The organism is Arcicella sp., assembly GCF_964672035.1.
Genome location: NZ_CBABQS010000030.1, coordinates 1 through 19,069, shown reverse-complemented (window position 1 = coordinate 19,069; position 19,069 = coordinate 1). Strand labels below are relative to the sequence as shown.

Here is a 19,069-nt window from a genome sequence, read left to right as displayed (position 1 = left end):
CTGGTGGGGGTTTTGTTTTTTATTCTATTCCAGAAACTTTAACCAAATATTCTTTTGTTAAAATTGTGAACGTAACTTTGTGAACTAATAATTATCACCCATTGAAAGGAGCAAACAATACATATTTTGGAAATATAAAGGAAGGTATCAAAACTTCTCTGAAAGGGCTTTCACTAACTTGGAGGCATTTTAAAGATGCACGCCAAAGTCGCAAGCCCATTTTTGTGGATAATCCCGATTATTTCAAGCAACAAACGGGCATTGTAACGCTTCAATATCCGCATCAGCATTTGCCTTTGCCAGATAATGGACGTTATCAATTGCATAATGAAATGGACGATTGTATCGTCTGTGATAAATGTGCCAAAGTCTGCCCCGTTGATTGTATCGAAATAGAACCCATTAAAGCCACAGGCATTGCAGGGTATGCTTCTGATGGTTCTGCAATTCGACTTTTTGCCGCCAAGTTTGATATTGATATGGCAAAATGTATGTTCTGTGGACTTTGCACAACGGTATGCCCAACAGAATGCCTAACGATGACTTCTGAATACGATTTTTCAACATTTGACATTACTACGCATAATTTTGAATTCGGGAATCTTACGCCCGCCCAATCGCAAGAAAAACGGGAATTGTACGAGCAATTTGTGGCTGAAAAAGAGGAAATAAAAAGGTTGGCAGCTGCCAGTAAGGAATCGGAAGTAAACAGTGACAAGCCAGCAGTAGTTAGTGAAATTGCTAAGCCAAAACCTGCTTTTAAACCAGCTTTCAAAAAAACAGTTGAAAATCAGGAAGTTGAAAAGGTAGAAGATAAGCCAGTTGAAGAAGTTGCTAAATCAAAACCAGTTTTCAAGCCTGCCTTCAAAAAAACAGTTGAAAATCAGGAAGTTGAAAAAGTAGAAGATAAGCCCATTGAAGAAGTTGCTAAACCAAAACCCGTTTTCAAACCAAGTTTCAAAAAACCAGTTGAGAATCAAGAAATTGTTGCGGAGGAAAAAGTTGGAGAAGTGCCAAAACCAAAACCTGTTTTCAAACCAAGTTTCAAAAAACCAGTTGAAAATACAGAAATTGTAGAAAATGTAGCGGAGGAAAAAGTTGAAGAAGCGCCAAAACCCAAACCCGTTTTCAAACCAAGTTTTAAAAAACCAGTTGAAAATATAGAAGTTGTAGAAAATGTAGCGAATGAAAAAGTTGAAGAAGCGCCAAAACCTAAGCCCGTTTTCAAACCAAGTTTTAAAAAACCAGTTGAGAATACAACAATTGAAAAGGTAGAAGAGAAACCTCTTGAAGAAGTTTCGAAACCCAAACCCATTTTCAAACCAACATTTAAGCCAAAACCTAAAACGGAAGACACCAATAACTAAACGTGATTCAATACATTTTCATAGCCTTTATTATCCTAACAATCCTCTCGGCAAGCGTCGTTTTGTGGTCGAAGAATGTTCTTTATGCGGCTTTTAGTTTGTTGCTGACATTCTTGGGGATTTCCGCTTTGTACGTGCTGGCAGGAGCGGATTTTTTGGCCATTACGCAGATACTTGTCTATGTAGGAGGTATTTTGGTACTATTAATTTTTGGCGTAATGCTTACCAATCAAGGCGGAAATAAGCAGAATATTAAAAACGATATTTTTACCGAAAGCACCAATCGGATTTTGGGCTTTTTAGTGGCAGGAGGCGTATTTTCTATGCTTTTTTATACCTTCGCCAGAGCAAAGTATGTGGATATTCAAACGGCATTATTTGAAACCAACGAACCCGTCGCTACCACCAAAACCATCGGAATTCAATTAATGACTAATTTCGTTTTGCCTTTTGAAGCATCGGGAATATTATTAATGGCAACCCTAATCGGGGCAGCTTATCTGAGTAAAAAAAATAGCGAATAGCTGTCATTGCGAACGCAGTGAAGCAATCTGTCGGATTGACGAAAACATAATTGAAATCATTTTTTTATAAAGGCAAATAGATTATTTATGATTTAAGGTTTTCAAACCTTTTTGCATCACTCCAAAAGATTGCCACGCTTCGCTCGCAATGACAGTTTTCAAACATTTTTAATAAAATGGATAACAGTTTTCTATCATATTATCTTCTAACGAGTGCTTTGCTTTTCAGCATCGGCTTGGCAGTTGTTGTGACTAAACGAAACGTAATTGTTGTGTTGATGGGCATCGAATTAATGCTCAATGCTGTCAATCTCAATTTGGTAGCATTTAGTAAAAATGACCCCAATTTGCAAGGACAAATGTTTGCCTTGTTTGTAATTGTTGTGGCGGTTTGTGAATCTGTAGTAGCTTTGGCAATTATCCTAAAAGCTTACGAATATTTCAAAACTGTAAATCTTGATGAAATTAGTGAAGTAAAAGAAATGTAGGGATTAGGTTTTGGGGATTGGGTGATTAGGATTCGGTTGATGAGCTTATAAAACGAATTTCTAATCTGTGGATTATCCAATCTCTAATTACCTAATCCCCAATTCCTAATAACCCAGTCCCCAATTCCCAAAAATAAATGTCAAAAACCAAAACCCCTTCCGAGTCATTAACCACTATGACCGAAATGATTTTTCCGAACGATACTAACACTTTAGGCAATCTGATGGGTGGAAATCTCATGCGATTGATGGATGTTGTGGGAGCGATATGCGCCCAAAAACACTCCAATCGTATTGTGGTAACCGCCTCGGTTGATAATGTTTCTTTCAAAGAACCCATTCCTTTGGGAAGTGTTGTAACGCTCCAAGCCAAAGTTACACGAGCCTTTAGTTCTTCAATGGAAGTAGTAATTGACGTTTGGGCTGAAAATATTCCCGCCCAGGAACGGGTGAGTACCAATAAAGCTTTTTTGACCTTCGTAGCCGTTGATCAAAGTGGTCGCCCAATTGATGTCCCGCAAACGATTACGGAAACTGAGGAGGAAAAAGAATTGTATGACGGAGCCTTACGCCGCCGTCAATTAAGATTGGTTTTGGCAGGAAGAATGAAACCGGCGGAGGCGGTGGAATTGAGGAGTTTGTTTGAGGTGTAGGCCTCAAACCACCTGCAACCGTTCCGAAGAAAAAGCCATAGGTTTATCCGAAAATAATATCTTTGTTGCCGCCCAAGTGGTTTTGAATAATTCCGAATCTCGATAAGTATTGAGGTGTTCTTCCGAAAGCCAATAACTATACGTCAGCATGATATTCTGAGCATTTTTATCCCGCAATAATTCCAGATGCTGACAACCATCAAAGCCACGAATTAGGTGTTTTGAACGATTAAATATTCCTAAAAAATCTTCTATTTTATCCTTCTGAAAGGTCATTCTAACAATTCTGATAAGCATTTTATTGAGCTTTGAGCAATGAGTTTTGGAATTGTGAATGTTTTATTGCTCACTGCTCACCGCTCATAGCTATTAGTATTTTATTTCCCCCTCATTATTTTCCCACATTTCAAAAACGTGCAAGGCTTCTTGATGACCCATCTGAACCATTTCAATCTTGCGTTCTGAAAGAGGCAATGGAATTTCATCGTAAATGAAGGAATCATCGAAGCCCATTTTTTTGGCATCTTCACGAGTGTTTCCGTAATAAATTTTCTTGGCTCTCGACCAATAAATTGCTCCCAAACACATGGGGCAAGGTTCGCAGGATGTATAAACTTCGCAATCCGTTAAATCGAAAGTATCTAAGTTTTTACAGGCATCTCTAATGGCCATTACTTCTGCGTGTGCCGTTGGGTCGTTGGTAGAAGTTACTTGATTGTACGCCTCACCCACTATCTTACCATTTTTAACAATAACCGCTCCAAATGGTCCTCCTTTTCCTGCTGAACTTCCTTTTAAAGATAGTTCAACGGCTCTTTCCATAAATTTTTTTCTTTCCATGGGATATTAATAGATTTAAATTTAGTTCAATACTAACGCTAAATTTTAAATTTTCAAAATATGAAAATGTTATTTCTTATCACAAATATTCAAGTTCTTATACGATTTCTTTAGAAATTATCTATGAAAATAAATACAATTACCCACAGTGAACTTATTACCCAAAAAAGAAGCCTTCGCTCCAAGCAAAGGCTTCCTTAAATAGGTAAATTTTAATTTTATCAACCCAATTTCCAACCATCACGGTATTTTCGTGAAACAAATTGATTGGCATAATCAAAATTGGTAACGTTCATATTTTTACCATCCCAAAGTATTTTTTTACGTCCTGGGAATTTACCCGCACGTCCTTCTCCTTCACGATATTGGTAGCTTCGGATGGCGAGATTTCCCATCAAAATCATCTCAGTTAATGGCCCAGCAAAGTCAAATGGTGAACTGGTTTCTAATTTTCCGTAGCCAGCTTTACAAGCCTTAACCCAGTGGTAATTATGTCCAGCTGATTGATTTTCAATGCGATAAAGTTTTGGTTTAACTTTCAAAACATCCGAATCGGTCATCCTTGACTTTGGCAATAACGTTGGATTTTGGTTGTAAAGTTCATTCGCCATTTTGCCTTTTGTACCTTCATAAATTACGCCATTTGTCCAAAGCGGTTCGTCGCCCCATTCGGCTGGAATATCTGGTTTCAAACCTCCATCATACCAAATAATCTCGATAGGAGAACTGTTTTTGGTTGTTTTAGGATACTGGAAAGTAACTTTTGAAGACGGAGGACAACTATCTGGATAATAGTCAGGCACCCAATCTTTGGTATAAATAGAGCTAACACTACATTGAACTTCCGTTGGATAGGTCAAAGCCAAAACCTTAAAAACACCGTCTAATAGGTGACAACCCATGTCGCCCATGGCACCCGTTCCAAAATCCCACCAACCACGCCATTTGAAAGGATGGTAGGCATTGGGAACAAAATCACGAACGGGAGCGGGGCCCAACCATAAATCCCACGGAAAATCAGCGGGGATTTCGTGTTTGCTCATTGGCGTAGCAATTCCTTGTGGCCAAACGGGACGATCTGTCCAAATATGTACCCGTTTTACCGTTCCAATTAATCCTGCATCAAACCATTCTTGCAAAACTCTTCGTCCATCATTAGACGAACCTTGATTTCCCATTTGCGTGACAACTTTATATTTTTCTGCCGCTTCCGTGAGCATTCGAGCTTCCTTAATGTTGTGCGTGAGGGGTTTTTGGGTATAAACGTGCTTGCCCAATTCCATCGCCGCCAACGTTGCTGCCGCATGATGATGGTCGGGCGTTGAGATAGTTACGGCATCAATATTATTTTTTTCTTTCTCTAAAGCTTCACGCCAATCTTTGTATTTTCTGACGTTCTCGGGTAATTGTTTCAAGGTATTTGCTGCCCGACCAAAATCGACATCGGCAATGGCTACGATGTTTTCTGTTCCTTTATTATAGGCTAATAAAGTATCAGATTCACCTTTTCCACCCGCTCCGATGCTCAGGATATTCAGTTTGTCGGAAGGAGCAATGAAACCTTTACCACCCAACACGTGGCGTGGTACGATGTAAAAACTTCCCAATGCTAAGGAAGTTTTTTTGATAAAGTCTCTTCTTGAGTTGTCTTGATTCATTGTTTTTTGGTTTTTCTTAGCTTTGAGTATTGAGCTACGAGTTTTCAAAATATGGTTTTAAGAAAGTATTTTTTTTTCAATCTCATCGCTCAAAGCTGATCGCTCAAAGCTAAAGTTATTTACAAAGTCCACCCTTCACGATACTCAGGTTTTACAAAGGCATTGGCTTCGTCGAAATTGGTAATTTTCATATTTTTACCATCCCAAAGTAATTTCTTGCGTCCTGGATAATCATATTTTTCAATCCAAACTGGCGTTTTCTTCTCAGTGCGAACCATGTAACTGCGAATCGCTAAATTACCCATGATCACAGTTTCAGTCATTGGCCCTGCATAATCGAACGAAGAACTCAAAGGTTTGTGTTTGCCGTAGCCATCCTTACAAGCTTGCAACCATTGTTGATAATGCCCTTCTTTATCCGCTCCAACTACTCTGGGAATAGTTATTGGTAATTTTTCACCCGCTTCTTTGAGTTTATCTTCGGGAAAAAGCATAGGATTACTGCCATAAACGCCACAAGTGATTACGCCTTTCGTTCCGACCATCAATACGCCACCACTGCTATCTCCCATTTTTATATCCGATGGAATTTCATCTGGACGTTCTGGCATCATGCCGCCGTCGTACCAAGTCAATTTAAGGTCGGCTTTGCCCGCACGAGGGAATTTTAAATTCACCATCGAAGCTACGGGGAAACTTTCTGGATAATAACCTTCTTTAAATTTACCCGCCCAAGCGTTGGTCATGCTACATTCAACTTCCGATGGATAACCTAAACCTAAAGCTTTATAAGGAGGGTCGAACATGTGACAACCCATGTCACCCAAAGCTCCCGTTCCGAAATCTACCCAACCACGCCAGTCGAAAGGGTGATATGCTGAATTATAGTCACGATATTTGGCGGGCCCTAACCATAAATCCCAATCCAATTCTTTAGGAACGTCCATTTTATTGGTTGGTGTTGGAATTCCTTGTGGCCAAACTGGCCGGTTTGTCCAAGCATGCACACGGTTTACTTCCCCAATTAAGCCTGCTTGATACCATTCTGTAAAACGACGAACGCCATCTCCCGAACCACCTTGATTTCCCATCTGGGTTACTACTTTATTACTGACCGCTGCCTCCGTCATTTTACGAACTTCGTATAAATTATGAGCCAAGGGTTTTTGTACATAAACGTGCTTTCCTGCTTGCATTGCCGCCATTGCTACCACATAATGTGTATGGTCGGGTGTACTTACAGTGATGGCATCAATGCCTTTTTCCTGTTCCAACATCGTACGAAAATCCTTGTAAACTTTGGCATTCGGAAACTTTTTTATGGCTTGTTCAAGGCTTCTATCATCAACATCACAAATGGCCATGATATTTTCGCTTCCGTTGTTCCACGCTCCGTTCAAATCCGTCCAACCTTTTCCACCCACACCCACGGAAGCAATATTGAGTTTATCGGAAGGAGCAATAAAACCCTTTCCACCCAATACATGACGGGGAACAATATAAAAACTACCTGCAATCAGCGAAGCTTTCTTAATAAAATCTCTTCTTGAATTGTCTTTTTCAATCATTTTGTTGATGGTTATTTATATGTAATTATCAGGGCAACCATTGATATTTTGTAAGGGCTATTGGCTTGAAATGCAAGTAATTACCTAAAAATCAGTAATTATCTGTAACATAATGCCGATTGCTCCTCACTAATTGTCGATAGAAACTTATTTTTGTAAATATACATGATTACAAAGAAATCTATGTATGATTCTGTAATGATTTAATCGTATTTTTACTTTGTAATTTTATATTTGAAAATTTATATTTTCTCCAAATCTACCCACGAAAAGATGGATTTTTATTTTGATTGATTTGGTGTCAATTTGATAATTTCTTTTCCCTAATTTTACGCCATGAAAATCGAAACACTTGCCATACAAACAACGCTCTCGCACGATGCCAATGCAGGTGCGGTCGTTGCTCCCATTTATCTTTCCACCACTTTTGAACGTGAAGCAGACGGCTCGTACAATCACGAACACGTTTATTCACGGGCGAGTAATCCCAATCGACAAGCCTTAGAAAAAAGTTTGGCGGTGATTGAAAACGGTGCGGTTGCTTTAGCTTTTTCTTCGGGAATGGCGGCCACTACGGCATTATTTCAGTCCCTAAAATCGGGCGACCATATCATTATGCCCGACGACCATTATTATGCTTCGAGTGTATTGGTGGAAGAAGTTTTTGGGCAATGGGGATTGACCTTGACAAAGGTTGACATGACGGATTTGGAAGAAATTAAGAAGGCAATTCAGCCAAATACGAAATTATTATGGGTAGAAACGCCTTCAAATCCACAATTGAAAATTACTGATATTCAAGCCGTTGCCGATTTGGCTCATTCATTTGGGGCATTGGTTGCGGTGGATAATACGTGGGCAACACCCATTATGCAACGCTGTTTTGACTTGGGTGTTGACGTAATAATGCACTCGACAACCAAATATTTTGGCGGACACAGTGATATTTTGAGTGGAGCGTTGATTTTTAAAGAAGTAGGAGGATTGTCCACAAAAATAGCTACCATTCAGAAATTGACAGGAGCGGTTCCTTCGCCTTTTGATTGTTGGTTGATTTCGAGAGGGATAAAAACCTTGCCGTTACGAGTAAAAGCCCAAACGGCAAATGCCATGAAACTGGCGGAATATTTAAGCAATCACCCACAAATTGAAGCGGTTCATTATCCAGGATTGCCTTCTCATCCGCAACACGAAATCGCTAAAAAACAAATGACGGGTGGTTTTGGTGGAATGTTGTCGGTACAAATAAAAGGCGATGCCAAAAATGCGATGGCCCTGACGGGCAGACTAAAACTGTTCACAACGGCAACGAGTTTGGGCGGCGTGGAAAGTTTGATTGAACACCGCAAATCAGTAGAAAGTGCGGATAGTCCAACGCCCGAAAACTTACTTAGAATTTCGATGGGGATAGAAGATATCGAGGATTTGATTGAGGATTGGAAAGTGGCTTTGGGGTAGGTTGATATTAGACCACGGATTGTACAGATTTAACGGATTTACACAGATTATTTTATATAAAATCTGTGTAAATCTGCTGAATCCGTCAAATCTGTGGTCTAATATTTTGATATAATATCCCATCCAAATCTCAAAATCAAGGCAAAAATTACGACTAAAAAGAAGTTTCTCACAAATTCATTTCCTTTCAAAATAGCCATTTTACTGCCAAAAAATGAACCAATCATATTACAAATCATCATCGGTATTGCAATTTCGTACTGCACATAACCTTCAACGATAAAATAACCTAAAGAACATACATCAGCAATTACATTTACGATTTTAGAGATGGCAGAAGCCTTCAAAAAACCGTAACCAATCAAGCTCACGAAGCCAAAAACCAATAAACTACCCGTTCCTGGTCCGACGAAACCATTATAAAAACCTGCCGATGAGCCAATCATTAAGCCATAAAGCGGCACTTTGGCGAGTTCAAATTTTAGTTTTTCATCTTGACCTAAATCTTTCTTTTTGAAAGTATAAATCGCAATAGCAGTCATTAAAACGAGTATGACAGGTTTTAAGATTTTTTCATCCACAATATCCGAAATTTTTGCGCCTAAAAATGCCATTACACCCGCTCCGATGCCCGCATAAATAACGGTTCGCCAAGGAATCTCCACCTTCTTTGAATATTGATAACCCGCTACGGCTGTTCCCATAAAAGACGAAAAACGGTTGGTGCCAATGATGCGTGGAATTTCAAAATGAGGAAATAAAATGAACAAAGCAGGCACTTGCACCAAGCCTCCGCCGCCCACAATAGAATCGACAAAACCCGCCAAAAGAGCCGCACAGCACATAAGAAGTAAATTATAATCCATGAATAATTGGTGGGCTGTGATTTTTGTTTATTAATTATTGTTAACCTACAAAACTAAAAAAGAATCCTCCGAATAAACATATTCAGAGGATTCTTTTTCAATTATTCTGATATTAAACATACTTACCTTTCACATTTTCTTGAATAAGAAATTCTCTAACGGATGTCCAATGAATATTTTTATAGCGGTCGTTGGCATGAGAATTCCTTTCTGCCCGTCCTTCCATCATATCTCGCATATATTGCATTCCTTGCCATACAGGATAAAGTTCTGTACTATTTTTACCAAAAAATCTACCCACTTTTATAATGGCATTAATTAGCCCGATTCCTCCAGGTCTCAAAAATCCAAATTCCAAACCCGTTATTTCAGACATGATTTTTTGTACATCAGGGGCATTAACACTATCACCCGCAATTCGTAAGTATCGAGGCGTATTTTCATCCAAAGCCACATGAGCGGTAAATTCAGCCACGTTGTATGTGGTGGTTAAATCCATTTTTATGTTTGGATTTCCCCAATACAAAATCCTTTTCAGTTTGAATAAAATAAGAGGCATTTCGGCAGTAAGTAAATCCATAAACGCACCATTGAAAATAGTGGTTACTTCTATGGGAGCGTTATTCAAATAGGCGTGAAACTCTCTTCTTAAATCTAAATTCCTGTTTTTTCCGTCCACTAAATTGGTGAAATCAAGCGAGTAATCACTGGGAATGAACCGTGGAACTTTAGCCTCAATGGCAGCATCTAAAAGGATTTTCTGCGTATCAATAATAACGTCTCGTAGTCCAGAAAGGGCAGAAACTACACAATATACATCTCTACAAGCATTGACGATTTCGCCTTTATTGTTCATATCAACCATGAATATTTTTACGCCTTTTTGTTCAAGTTGAGCTATTTTTTCTTGAGTAGTTTCTTGGCGAACTATTACTCGAATTTCCACTCCCTCTCCGAGTAAAGCGGTCACTATTTTGTAGCCCAAATTGCCCGTAGCTCCTGCTACCAATATTATTTTGTTCATTCCAAAGCATTTTTAAAACGTATTCATTGCACTATTTAAACTATAAAGCCCTCAAACTGTTTGTTCAAGGGCTTTATAAATTTGACCAACAAATGCTGAGAATGTAAAAGTAGAGTGGGAAAAGAAGTTAAACCTACAGACCAAAGCGAAAATGTGTGGGCTTTGTATAAAATATCTACCAAACTAATTCAAATTCATCGACTTAAATCTATATTCATTCGGCGTGATACCTACTTCTTTTTTGAATAATCTCGTAAAATAAGGCGGATTTTCAAAACCTAATTGGTAAGCAGTTTCAGCAATGGTGTTATCGGAACTCAATAATAAGTTTTTTGCCTCATCAATTAAGTAAATATGAATATGGTCTAAAGCGGTTTTGCCCGTTTCTTGTTTCAATAAATCGCTTAAATATCGAGCCGAAGTATTTAATTGAGAAGCCATCACCGTAACCGTTGGTAAGCCTTCTTTTTGCAATTTTCCTTCTTCAAAATAATTATTCAAGGCATCGTTAAACTTAGAAACCATTGAACCCGCCAAAACGGTTCGATTAATAAATTGTCGCTTATAAAATCGTTGGGCGTATTTCAGAATTGAATCAAAATGCGTGAGAATAATATCTTTGCTAAATTCATCTTGATTTCCTCGGTATTCCAACGCTATCTTATCGTATAATTCCCACATAATTTGCTCTTCAGCGGGCGATAAATGCAAAGCTTCGTTGATTTCATAATCAAAATAACCGTACTTTTTGATTTCGTTATGCAGTGGATTTCCCGATAAATAATCCTCATGCACGAAAATCACAAAGGCTTTTTCTGATAATTCTACATTGTTGATTTCTACAACTTGGCGAGGTTTTACGAAAGACATCGAACCATTTTCGTGGTCGTACCGAGTTTTACCGTACATAAAAGTTCCTGATTTGATTTTCTTGAGCGAAATCATGTAAAAATCAGTCGTAAACTTACTTCCTCCCCACGAACAAGTGGTCAGTTCTTGACAAGTCAAAACGCTCAACATTGGGTGTTCGGGTGGTGGATAACCATTATTTTTATGTAAATCGGAAATACTTTTAAAATGATTCATGTCTTTTCAATGTTAAAATTTGATGGCTATTTTACCAATCGTTTTACCTGATTCTAACTTCGTGTGAGCGAGTTTGAAATTATCTGCCGTTAATCCTTCTAAGGTTTCTTGTAAAGTATTAACCAATACTTCTTCGTCCAATAAATCGGCAATTTTATTCAAAATATGGTGTTGCTCAATCATATCTTCGGTTTGAAATGTTGAACGAGTGTACATCAATTCCCAAGAAAACGTAACGCTTTTTGTCTTCAATTTATTCAACAAAACTGGCACTGCACTTCCCGTAATTGAAGCAATATGTCCTTGCGGTTTAATCAATTCCGCCATGCTGTCCCAGTAATAATTGGCATCTACGAAATCAACGATAAAATCAACAAATTGAATTCCTTGATTGCGAACTTCATTCACTAAATCCTTGTGATTCACCACAATATCCGCTCCCATTTGCTTACACCAAGCAATGGTTTCTGGACGAGAAGCCGTAGCAATTACCTTTAAACCAAGCAATTTTTTCGCTAATTGAATGGCAATTGAACCAACGCCACCCGCTCCGCCAATGATTAAAAGCGTTTTGCCTTTATCTTTTTCGGAACTGATTCGCATTCTATCAAACAATATTTCCCAAGCTGTTAAAGCCGTTAAAGGCATTGCCGCCGAGGCTTCGTTCGTCAAAGTTTTAGGTTTTTTCCCAACAATTCTTTCGTCAATTACTTGATATTCAGCATTAGAGCCTTGTTTGGTAATGTCACCTGCGTAAAATACTTCATCACCAATGTTGAATAATGAAACCTTTTCACCCACCGCTTCCACCACACCAACGGCATCCCAACCAATGATTTTGGGTTGTTCTAAAACCGTATCTTTCACCGAATTTTGCCGAATTTTAAAATCAACGGGATTTACCGAAACAGCCTTGATTTTTACTAATAATTCCTGATTAACAGGCGTGGGTTTGCCCGTTTCAAATTCAATAAAACTGTTTTCCTCTGTGATAGGAAGTGATGTTTTAAATCCAATTGCTTTCATTTTCTATGATGTTTTTTATTCAGAAACTCTTGGGAGGGTTGCAACCTTCCCAAGAGTTAATTTCAGGATTAATTCTAATAACCCTACCTAAATCTCAACGATTTTTCAGAAAGATATGTTCAGTTATTTACCGTGAGCTTTAAGACTAACTTCTTTCCAAGCATCCCAAGTAGCGAGACGTTGTTCATAAACTGCTTTTACGTTTGGAAGACCAATTTTACCTAAGAAAAGGCGAAGTGGAGGTTCTGGAGCATCAATTAATGCCAAAACCGCTTCGGTAGTAGCTGCTGGAACACCATAATCATCTGGATTATAACCACTTCTAAAGGCCGCTTTTACGCCATCATACGCTCCAATACTTTCAGATTGAGAGGCCGATGAACCCGCCCAATCGGTTTCGTAGCCATTTGGTTCAATCAATGAAACGTTGATTCCAAGTCCTTTTACTTCAGCCGCTAAAGTTTCGGTTAAACCTTCTACGGCAAATTTCGAAGCATTGTAAAGTCCTAAAGTTGGCAAGGTAAACAATCCTAAAACACTACTTACTTGAATAATATGCCCGCTTTTTTGTTCACGCATGAAAGGTAAAACCGCCTGCGTAACCCAAAGCAACCCAAAGAAATTTACTTCCATTTGTTGTCTGGCTTCTTGTTCAGAGGCTTCCTCAACCGCTCCGAATAAACCATAACCCGCATTATTGATAAGCACGTCTATTTTACCAAACTGCGCATGAGCCTTAGCCACTACCTCAAAAGATTGCTCACGATTGGTTACGTCTAATTGAAGCGGAAAAATCTGATTCCCAAATTCTTGCACTAAATCTTCTAAATCTTGTAGATTACGAGCGGTAGCAACCACTTTATCACCCCGTTGTAAAAATGCCTTTGCCCAAATTTTCCCGAATCCACGAGAAGCACCTGTAATTAATATCGTCTTTGTCATTGTTTTTATTTGTTAAATTGAATGACACAAAATTACAAGACAGCTTCCTCCTCCGACTTATACAAATATCAGAAGGTATGATACAAAATGACGGATAAACAAAACCGCCTCTTTTGAATGAAATTCAGAAGAGGCGGTTGAAAGGTATTCTTGCTTTGATTATCAATTGGTTATAAATTGAAATTTATTCGTCCAATTGCTTTCGCACGATGTTCGGTGGGACACCGACCACGGACAGAGAAGCGGCGATTGGAGGTGTTTTAAAAATGTCTATTCTTGTTGTCTGTGCCTTTGCAGACAACCAAACTTTAGGACATTGATTTGTCTGTGAAGACACAGATAACAACGGAGGTATTTTGAGAAAAATTTAATTTTAAAACAATACAAAAATTAGAATAAGTTATTAAAAAAAACGCCCCTCCCAAATTCTCATTCAGAAGAGGCGTTTATCAATTCTCTAAAAATTACTTTCCTTTCTCAGCCGTAATATCCATCACCGCAAAAAGTGGTTTTCCTTTCGCTTCTGAGTTCGTGAAAACTAAGAATAAATTATGAAAACCTGTCGAAGCCGTAATGGGAATTTTAATCGGTTTTGGCGCTCCTTTTCCCACTTGTGCCGAACCTAATAATTGTCCCGTTGGCGAGTCTAAACGGATTTCTACGTTTCCGCCTGCGGTGCGTTCGTCAGCGGCAGTTGCCATTACTGAAAATGCTCCAATATTTGTCAAGTCGATGTCATTATAAGAAACATAACCCTTATCTGCCGAGGCAATGACCACTTCGCCCAAACCTTCAATTTTGTATTTCGTGGTTTCTTTTTGGGTATCGTAGCTGTTGGCTTTCATGGTTGCACTTCTCAAGGTCAACGATTTTGAAGCCGTTTGCGAAGCCATTTTCATCGCTCCTTTGTCGGTATAACTCGCCGAGAAAATATACGTGCCTGCTTTGCCGTTGTCTTTCGTCACATATTCGCCTTTGATTGGGTTGCTCGCTTTTTTATCATCCGCCAACGACAAAATGTATTTTACCATTTCGGTTGCTTCGGCTTTGGTTAATTGCGGGTGAGCCGCCATTGGTTGTTCGCCCCAAACGCCACCACCACCTTTGATGATTTTATCCGACAATTTACCTTCAATCATAAACTTGCCTTTGTATTTTTGAGCAACGTCTTTGTAATTTGGTCCAATTGATTTTTTATCAATCGAGTGGCAAGATTTACAGTCAGAAAGCTCAATTAAGCGTTTTCCAGACGAGGCACTCAAATTAGCTTGGTGTCCCTGTGCGATGATTGTTTTGTCGTAACCTTCCAAATAATCAATGTTTACCAAAACGTCTTCATCTTTGATTTTCTTGTTTTCCAACGAACCATCTTCTTTGTCCGAAACCTTCACTTCATAAGCAATTTTATTGTCATTCCAGTAGAAAGTTTTGTTGCCTTTTATCGCTAAATCTACCTTCGGAACGTCATTTCCTACTTTGATTTCTATCGTTTGTTCAGTTACATTTCCTGAAATATCAGTTACTTTCAACGTTGGGTTATAAACGCCTGCTTTCACGAAAGTAAACGTTGGATTTTGCAAATTACTTTTGGTTACCCCTTTGGCAAATGTCCATTCATATTTCAAATTATCACCGTCATAATCCATCGTTCCTGCCGAAGAGAAATTCACTTTCAAAGGCACAGAACCCGCTTTTTTATCGGCATTTGCAACCACAACTGGCGTGCGATTTCCTGCGTTGAAAGTAATGCGAGACAAACGAGCTTCGTCATTTTGAGCAAACCAATTCTGACCGTATTCCAACATATACAACGAACCATCTTTGGCAAATGTCATATCCATTGGGTGACTAAAAGCGGTATTTGGCATAAAACGCTCCATTGAAATAAAATCTCCGTTTGGTTTCATCGACACTATATTTATCCAATCACGCATCCAGTCGTAAGCGAAGAATTTACCGTCGAGATACGTAGGAAATTTCACTTTTGAATTACCTTCAAAATCTCCCGAATAATACACAGGACCACCCATCGCATTACGTCCGCCTTTGCCTACAATTTCCCCAAACTCTGGCGATTCTTTGTAAGGATAGTAAATAAATGCTTTTTGAGCGGGTGGTAATTCACGCAAACCTGTATTGTGCGGCGAATCATTGATGGGGTGCAATGGGTCAAATTTCGCCCAAGTGCTATCTTTTTTGAAATCTCTTTGGTTGTAGGCCTTGTTATCTCCTACAAAAAGTGGCCATCCAAAATAACCCGCTTTACGAGCTTGATTCATTTCATCGTGTCCACGAGGACCGTATTTGTCAGAATTTTCACCTGCATCGGGGCCCACTTCACCCCAATATAAAAAGCCCGTTCTTTTATCTACCGAAATACGGTACGGGTTTCTGTTGCCCATCACATAAATTTCTGGACGAGCAGATGCTGTTCCTTTCGGGAATAAATTTCCTTCTGGAATCGTATAAGTTCCATCATCTTGTGGCTTAATTCTCAAGATTTTACCTCTCAAATCGTTCGTATTTGAAGACGTGTAACGAGCATCCCAACCTGAGCGTCCGGGGCTTCCATCACTCGGAGAAAATCCTTGCGAGTCAAACGGATTGGTATCATCTCCCGTTGAAAGATAAAGATTTCCTTGGGCATCCCAATCAATTGAACCGCCCGTATGGCAACAACCAGTACGCTTCACGGGTACCCGCAAAACCACTTTTTCAGAACTCATCACGAGCGTATCTTTTACCTCATCATACACAAATCTTGAAAGGTGTTGCAAGGTATCAGGCAAACCACGAGCGGGCGAATAATACGCATAAATCCAATGATTTTGGTTGTATTTTGGGTCAATATTCAAGCCCATCAAACCGTATTCATTTCCCGTAAAAACATTCAAATCAGCGACTACTTTAACTGATTTTTTCTTTGGATCATACATTTTCATCAAACCTTTGCGTTCGGTGAAAAGTACCTTCCCATTGTCTAAAACGGCTAATTCAGTTGGTTCGTCCAATTTATCCGTTAAAATAGTACGGATATAACGGTTTTCTTCGGGAGGCAAAGCACTTTTCACTTTTGAATAATCCAAAGCTGAGCCAGCGGCAGCCCATTGAAGTCCACCCCAGAAGTGTTTCAAAGCAATTTCTTCCGAAAAAGTCTCATTGGTATGTCCCCAATTGGAATAAAATGCCCGTCCACCATCAAATTCATGGTACCAAGCCATTGGGTGAAAATCGCCCATTTTGCCTTCTTTAAACGAATTTTCATCTACCGTAAATAATACTTTTACATCAGGATTAAAATTTTTAAAACTGTAAAATTCATCCGTATGCTCTAAGGTTTCAGGCATAAAATTGGTAGAAATATGCGTGCGGTCTTTGATGATAAATTTACCGTTTTGCACATTCGATACGTTTTTGCCGGGGTGTCCATTAAAATAACCACCCACTAATTTTCCGTACCACGGCCAATCATATTCCGTATCCGAAGCAGCGTGAACGCCCAAAAAACCACCGCCCGCTTGAATATATCTTTCAAAAGCGATTTGTTGTGGTTCGGTTAATACATTTCCTGTGGTACTATTGAAAACAACGACTTTGTATTTTTTTAGATTTTCTTCGTTGAAATTGGCGGCATTTTCTGTCGTATCCACCTCAAAACCATGGGCTTTACCCATGTCTTGAATGGCTTTGGTACAAAATGGAATGGAACTATGACGATAGCCAGCGGTTTTGGAGAAAATCAACACCTTCTTTCCCTGCAAAGGATTGGCGGTTTGAGCATGAAGCATTGTAATTCCCACAGTCAAGAGGGTTAACAATGCCGATAATATACGTTTCATAAAGGAAGTATTTTGTTGGGTGAATTTGTAAATACACAGAAATATTAGAAAAGTGTAAATATTTCGATGAAAATTAATGTATAAAATTAACAGTAAATTATAGAATAAAGTTAATTTATTGTAGCCAAATTATTATCAGACTTTGTATGGAAGGGGTGGGGAAATGAAATTTATAACAGTATTCATAAGCGGGTAAGCTCAAAAATAAAATTGCCAACTTTGTGCAAAGTTGGCAATTTTAAAATATAATTTTAAAATTATATTTTACCCTTTTTATTCAAGACTTGATATCTCAAAAGTGCTTCTAAATAATAATAATCCGCATACACCAAAGGCACATTAACTTCTGATTTTGCTGGTTTTGAACCAACCGAGTGCATCAAAATAAAGTTATTATTTTCGCCCAATTTTGCTTTGTAGGCGGGCGAAGAAAGGCTCTGCAACATTGTTTCTGCCGCTTTGTAATATCCTTTTCCATTTGCTCCCGGCATAGTTGATAATTCTAACAAAGCCGAAGCCGCAATTGCCCCTGCCGAAGCATCACGTTCTTCATTTGGAATATTCGGTGCGTTATAGTCCCAATACGGAATTTTGTCTTTCGGTAAATTTGGATTGTTGAGAATATAACTCGCAATTTGGTGGGCTTGCTTTAAATATTTCTTCTGTTTTGTTTCACGATACATCACCGTGTAACCGTATAATGCCCACGCTTGACCTCTCGCCCAAGCAGAATAATCGGCGTAACCTTGAGCGGTTTTTTTTCTCAAAATAGTTCCGTCTTTGTCGTAACAAATTACATGATAAGAACTTCCATTAGGTCTGAAATGATGTTTTAATGTACTGTCAGCGTGCGAAAGACAGATATTATAAAACTCTTTATTGCCAGATTCACGAGCCGCCCAGAATAAAAATTCTAAGTTCATCATGTTGTCGATAATTACGGGATAATCAAAGGATTGAAATTTATTCCAAGATTTAATAACACCCACTTTTGGGTCGAAACGTGTCGCTAAAGACTTCGCTCCTGTCAGCATAATATTTTTATATGCTGGATTTTTGGTTAGGCGTAATTCATTTCCGAACGGACAATATAACATAAAACCCAAGTCGTGCGTCCCCGTATTGTATTGCTCTTTTTGAATTGCCATCGTCCATTTTTCCGCTGCGGCTTTCCATTGTGGGTCTTTGGTTTCTTCAAATAAATACCACAACGAACCGCCAAAAAATCCACTGCACCACCATTCCGTTGGCATATCTCTTGGCGAACCGTCGGGATTTGTTGATTGGGGCGTTTTGGTAATATCTTGATGCGATTTTAACATTCCTTGATACTGTTGAGCAGCAAAGGCAAATTCTTTTTTAACATCAATCTTTGACTGGCTTAAAGCATTGAAAGTCAAAGAAAAGAGCAATATAATGGCGAGTTTTTTCATGTTAAATGTTGTTATGAGATAATATTTGATTGTTTAAATACGAAAGACATTTCGTTCTTTTTTTTACTTTCAAGGTATAAAATAACGACGGCACCGCTCTGAGCGATGCCGTCGTTGAAGTCGATAATTTGAGAAAACGTAATTTCATTTACTCAAAACGGCCTACTGATGTTCCTCTCTCAATAAATCATTTACCGTTTTCACAGGATTGAAAGTAATCAATGGAACTTCCACAAAAATGGTATTCCAATTTGCCATCGAGCCATTCCAAAGTCCTGGAAGTTCTTGGGCTTTTAA

General features: G+C 38.8%; 17 protein-coding genes. 5 read left to right on the top strand and 12 right to left on the bottom strand.

Annotated elements, in window-relative coordinates; all coding sequences use genetic code 11:
* Positions 1 to 101: 101 nt before the first annotated feature.
* From AC1W31_RS10310 to AC1W31_RS10295, 4 genes are all read left to right on the top strand, one after another.
* Positions 102 to 1,367, top strand: coding sequence for a 4Fe-4S binding protein (locus AC1W31_RS10310; protein WP_481734355.1), 1,266 nt, complete (start codon positions 102 to 104; stop codon positions 1,365 to 1,367).
* A 2-nt stretch (positions 1,368 to 1,369) separates the two neighbouring features.
* Positions 1,370 to 1,891, top strand: coding sequence for an NADH-quinone oxidoreductase subunit J family protein (locus tag AC1W31_RS10305; RefSeq protein WP_481734354.1), 522 nt, complete (start codon positions 1,370 to 1,372; stop codon positions 1,889 to 1,891).
* A 176-nt stretch (positions 1,892 to 2,067) separates the two neighbouring features.
* Complete coding sequence (gene nuoK / locus AC1W31_RS10300; RefSeq protein ID WP_481734353.1) at positions 2,068 to 2,379, top strand: NADH-quinone oxidoreductase subunit NuoK; 312 nt, start codon at positions 2,068 to 2,070, stop codon at positions 2,377 to 2,379.
* 137 nt (positions 2,380 to 2,516) lie between these two features.
* On the top strand, positions 2,517 to 3,032 hold the full coding sequence (locus AC1W31_RS10295) for an acyl-CoA thioesterase (protein ID WP_481734352.1): 516 nt from the start codon (positions 2,517 to 2,519) through the stop codon (positions 3,030 to 3,032).
* Positions 3,033 to 3,035: 3 nt separating this feature from the next.
* On the opposite strand, the gene AC1W31_RS10290 is transcribed toward AC1W31_RS10295, so the two are convergent.
* From AC1W31_RS10290 to AC1W31_RS10275, 4 genes are all read right to left on the bottom strand, one after another.
* Positions 3,036 to 3,329, bottom strand: coding sequence for a putative quinol monooxygenase (locus AC1W31_RS10290; RefSeq protein ID WP_481734351.1), 294 nt, complete (start codon positions 3,327 to 3,329; stop codon positions 3,036 to 3,038).
* A gap of 72 nt (positions 3,330 to 3,401) precedes the next feature.
* Positions 3,402 to 3,872 carry a nucleoside deaminase gene (locus AC1W31_RS10285; RefSeq protein WP_481734350.1) on the bottom strand — a complete coding sequence of 157 codons (471 nt, stop codon included), beginning with the start codon at positions 3,870 to 3,872 and terminating at the stop codon, positions 3,402 to 3,404.
* A gap of 221 nt (positions 3,873 to 4,093) precedes the next feature.
* On the bottom strand, positions 4,094 to 5,530 hold the full coding sequence (locus tag AC1W31_RS10280; protein ID WP_481734349.1) for a Gfo/Idh/MocA family protein: 1,437 nt from the start codon (positions 5,528 to 5,530) through the stop codon (positions 4,094 to 4,096).
* Between the two features lie 119 nt (positions 5,531 to 5,649).
* Positions 5,650 to 7,098, bottom strand: coding sequence for a Gfo/Idh/MocA family protein (locus tag AC1W31_RS10275; RefSeq protein WP_481734348.1), 1,449 nt, complete (start codon positions 7,096 to 7,098; stop codon positions 5,650 to 5,652).
* Positions 7,099 to 7,434: 336 nt separating this feature from the next.
* On the opposite strand from AC1W31_RS10275, the gene AC1W31_RS10270 reads away from it, so the two are divergent.
* Positions 7,435 to 8,556, top strand: a complete 1,122-nt coding sequence (locus AC1W31_RS10270; RefSeq protein WP_481734347.1) for a trans-sulfuration enzyme family protein — start codon at positions 7,435 to 7,437, stop codon at positions 8,554 to 8,556.
* A 98-nt stretch (positions 8,557 to 8,654) separates the two neighbouring features.
* Here AC1W31_RS10270 and AC1W31_RS10265 read toward each other — a convergent pair whose 3' ends face one another.
* The 8 genes from AC1W31_RS10265 to AC1W31_RS10230 all read right to left on the bottom strand — a co-directional run.
* Positions 8,655 to 9,422 (bottom strand): sulfite exporter TauE/SafE family protein, encoded by a 768-nt coding sequence (locus tag AC1W31_RS10265; RefSeq protein ID WP_481734346.1) that lies wholly within the window; start codon positions 9,420 to 9,422, stop codon positions 8,655 to 8,657.
* Between the two features lie 112 nt (positions 9,423 to 9,534).
* Entirely contained in the window at positions 9,535 to 10,446 is a 912-nt protein-coding gene (locus AC1W31_RS10260; protein WP_481734345.1) for an NmrA family NAD(P)-binding protein, read from the bottom strand.
* A gap of 183 nt (positions 10,447 to 10,629) precedes the next feature.
* On the bottom strand, positions 10,630 to 11,532 hold the full coding sequence (locus AC1W31_RS10255) for a helix-turn-helix domain-containing protein (RefSeq protein ID WP_481734344.1): 903 nt from the start codon (positions 11,530 to 11,532) through the stop codon (positions 10,630 to 10,632).
* 12 nt (positions 11,533 to 11,544) lie between these two features.
* Positions 11,545 to 12,558, bottom strand: a complete 1,014-nt coding sequence (locus tag AC1W31_RS10250; RefSeq protein WP_481734343.1) for a zinc-binding alcohol dehydrogenase family protein — start codon at positions 12,556 to 12,558, stop codon at positions 11,545 to 11,547.
* A 123-nt stretch (positions 12,559 to 12,681) separates the two neighbouring features.
* Positions 12,682 to 13,500, bottom strand: a complete 819-nt coding sequence (locus AC1W31_RS10245; protein ID WP_481734342.1) for an SDR family NAD(P)-dependent oxidoreductase — start codon at positions 13,498 to 13,500, stop codon at positions 12,682 to 12,684.
* 464 nt (positions 13,501 to 13,964) lie between these two features.
* Positions 13,965 to 17,339, bottom strand: a complete 3,375-nt coding sequence (locus AC1W31_RS10240) for a ThuA domain-containing protein (RefSeq protein ID WP_481734341.1) — start codon at positions 17,337 to 17,339, stop codon at positions 13,965 to 13,967.
* Between the two features lie 257 nt (positions 17,340 to 17,596).
* Positions 17,597 to 18,772 carry a glycoside hydrolase family 88 protein gene (locus AC1W31_RS10235; RefSeq protein WP_481734340.1) on the bottom strand — a complete coding sequence of 392 codons (1,176 nt, stop codon included), beginning with the start codon at positions 18,770 to 18,772 and terminating at the stop codon, positions 17,597 to 17,599.
* Positions 18,773 to 18,934: 162 nt separating this feature from the next.
* On the bottom strand, positions 18,935 to 19,069 hold a 135-nt coding region (locus AC1W31_RS10230), incomplete at its 5' end, for a DUF4301 family protein (protein WP_481734375.1).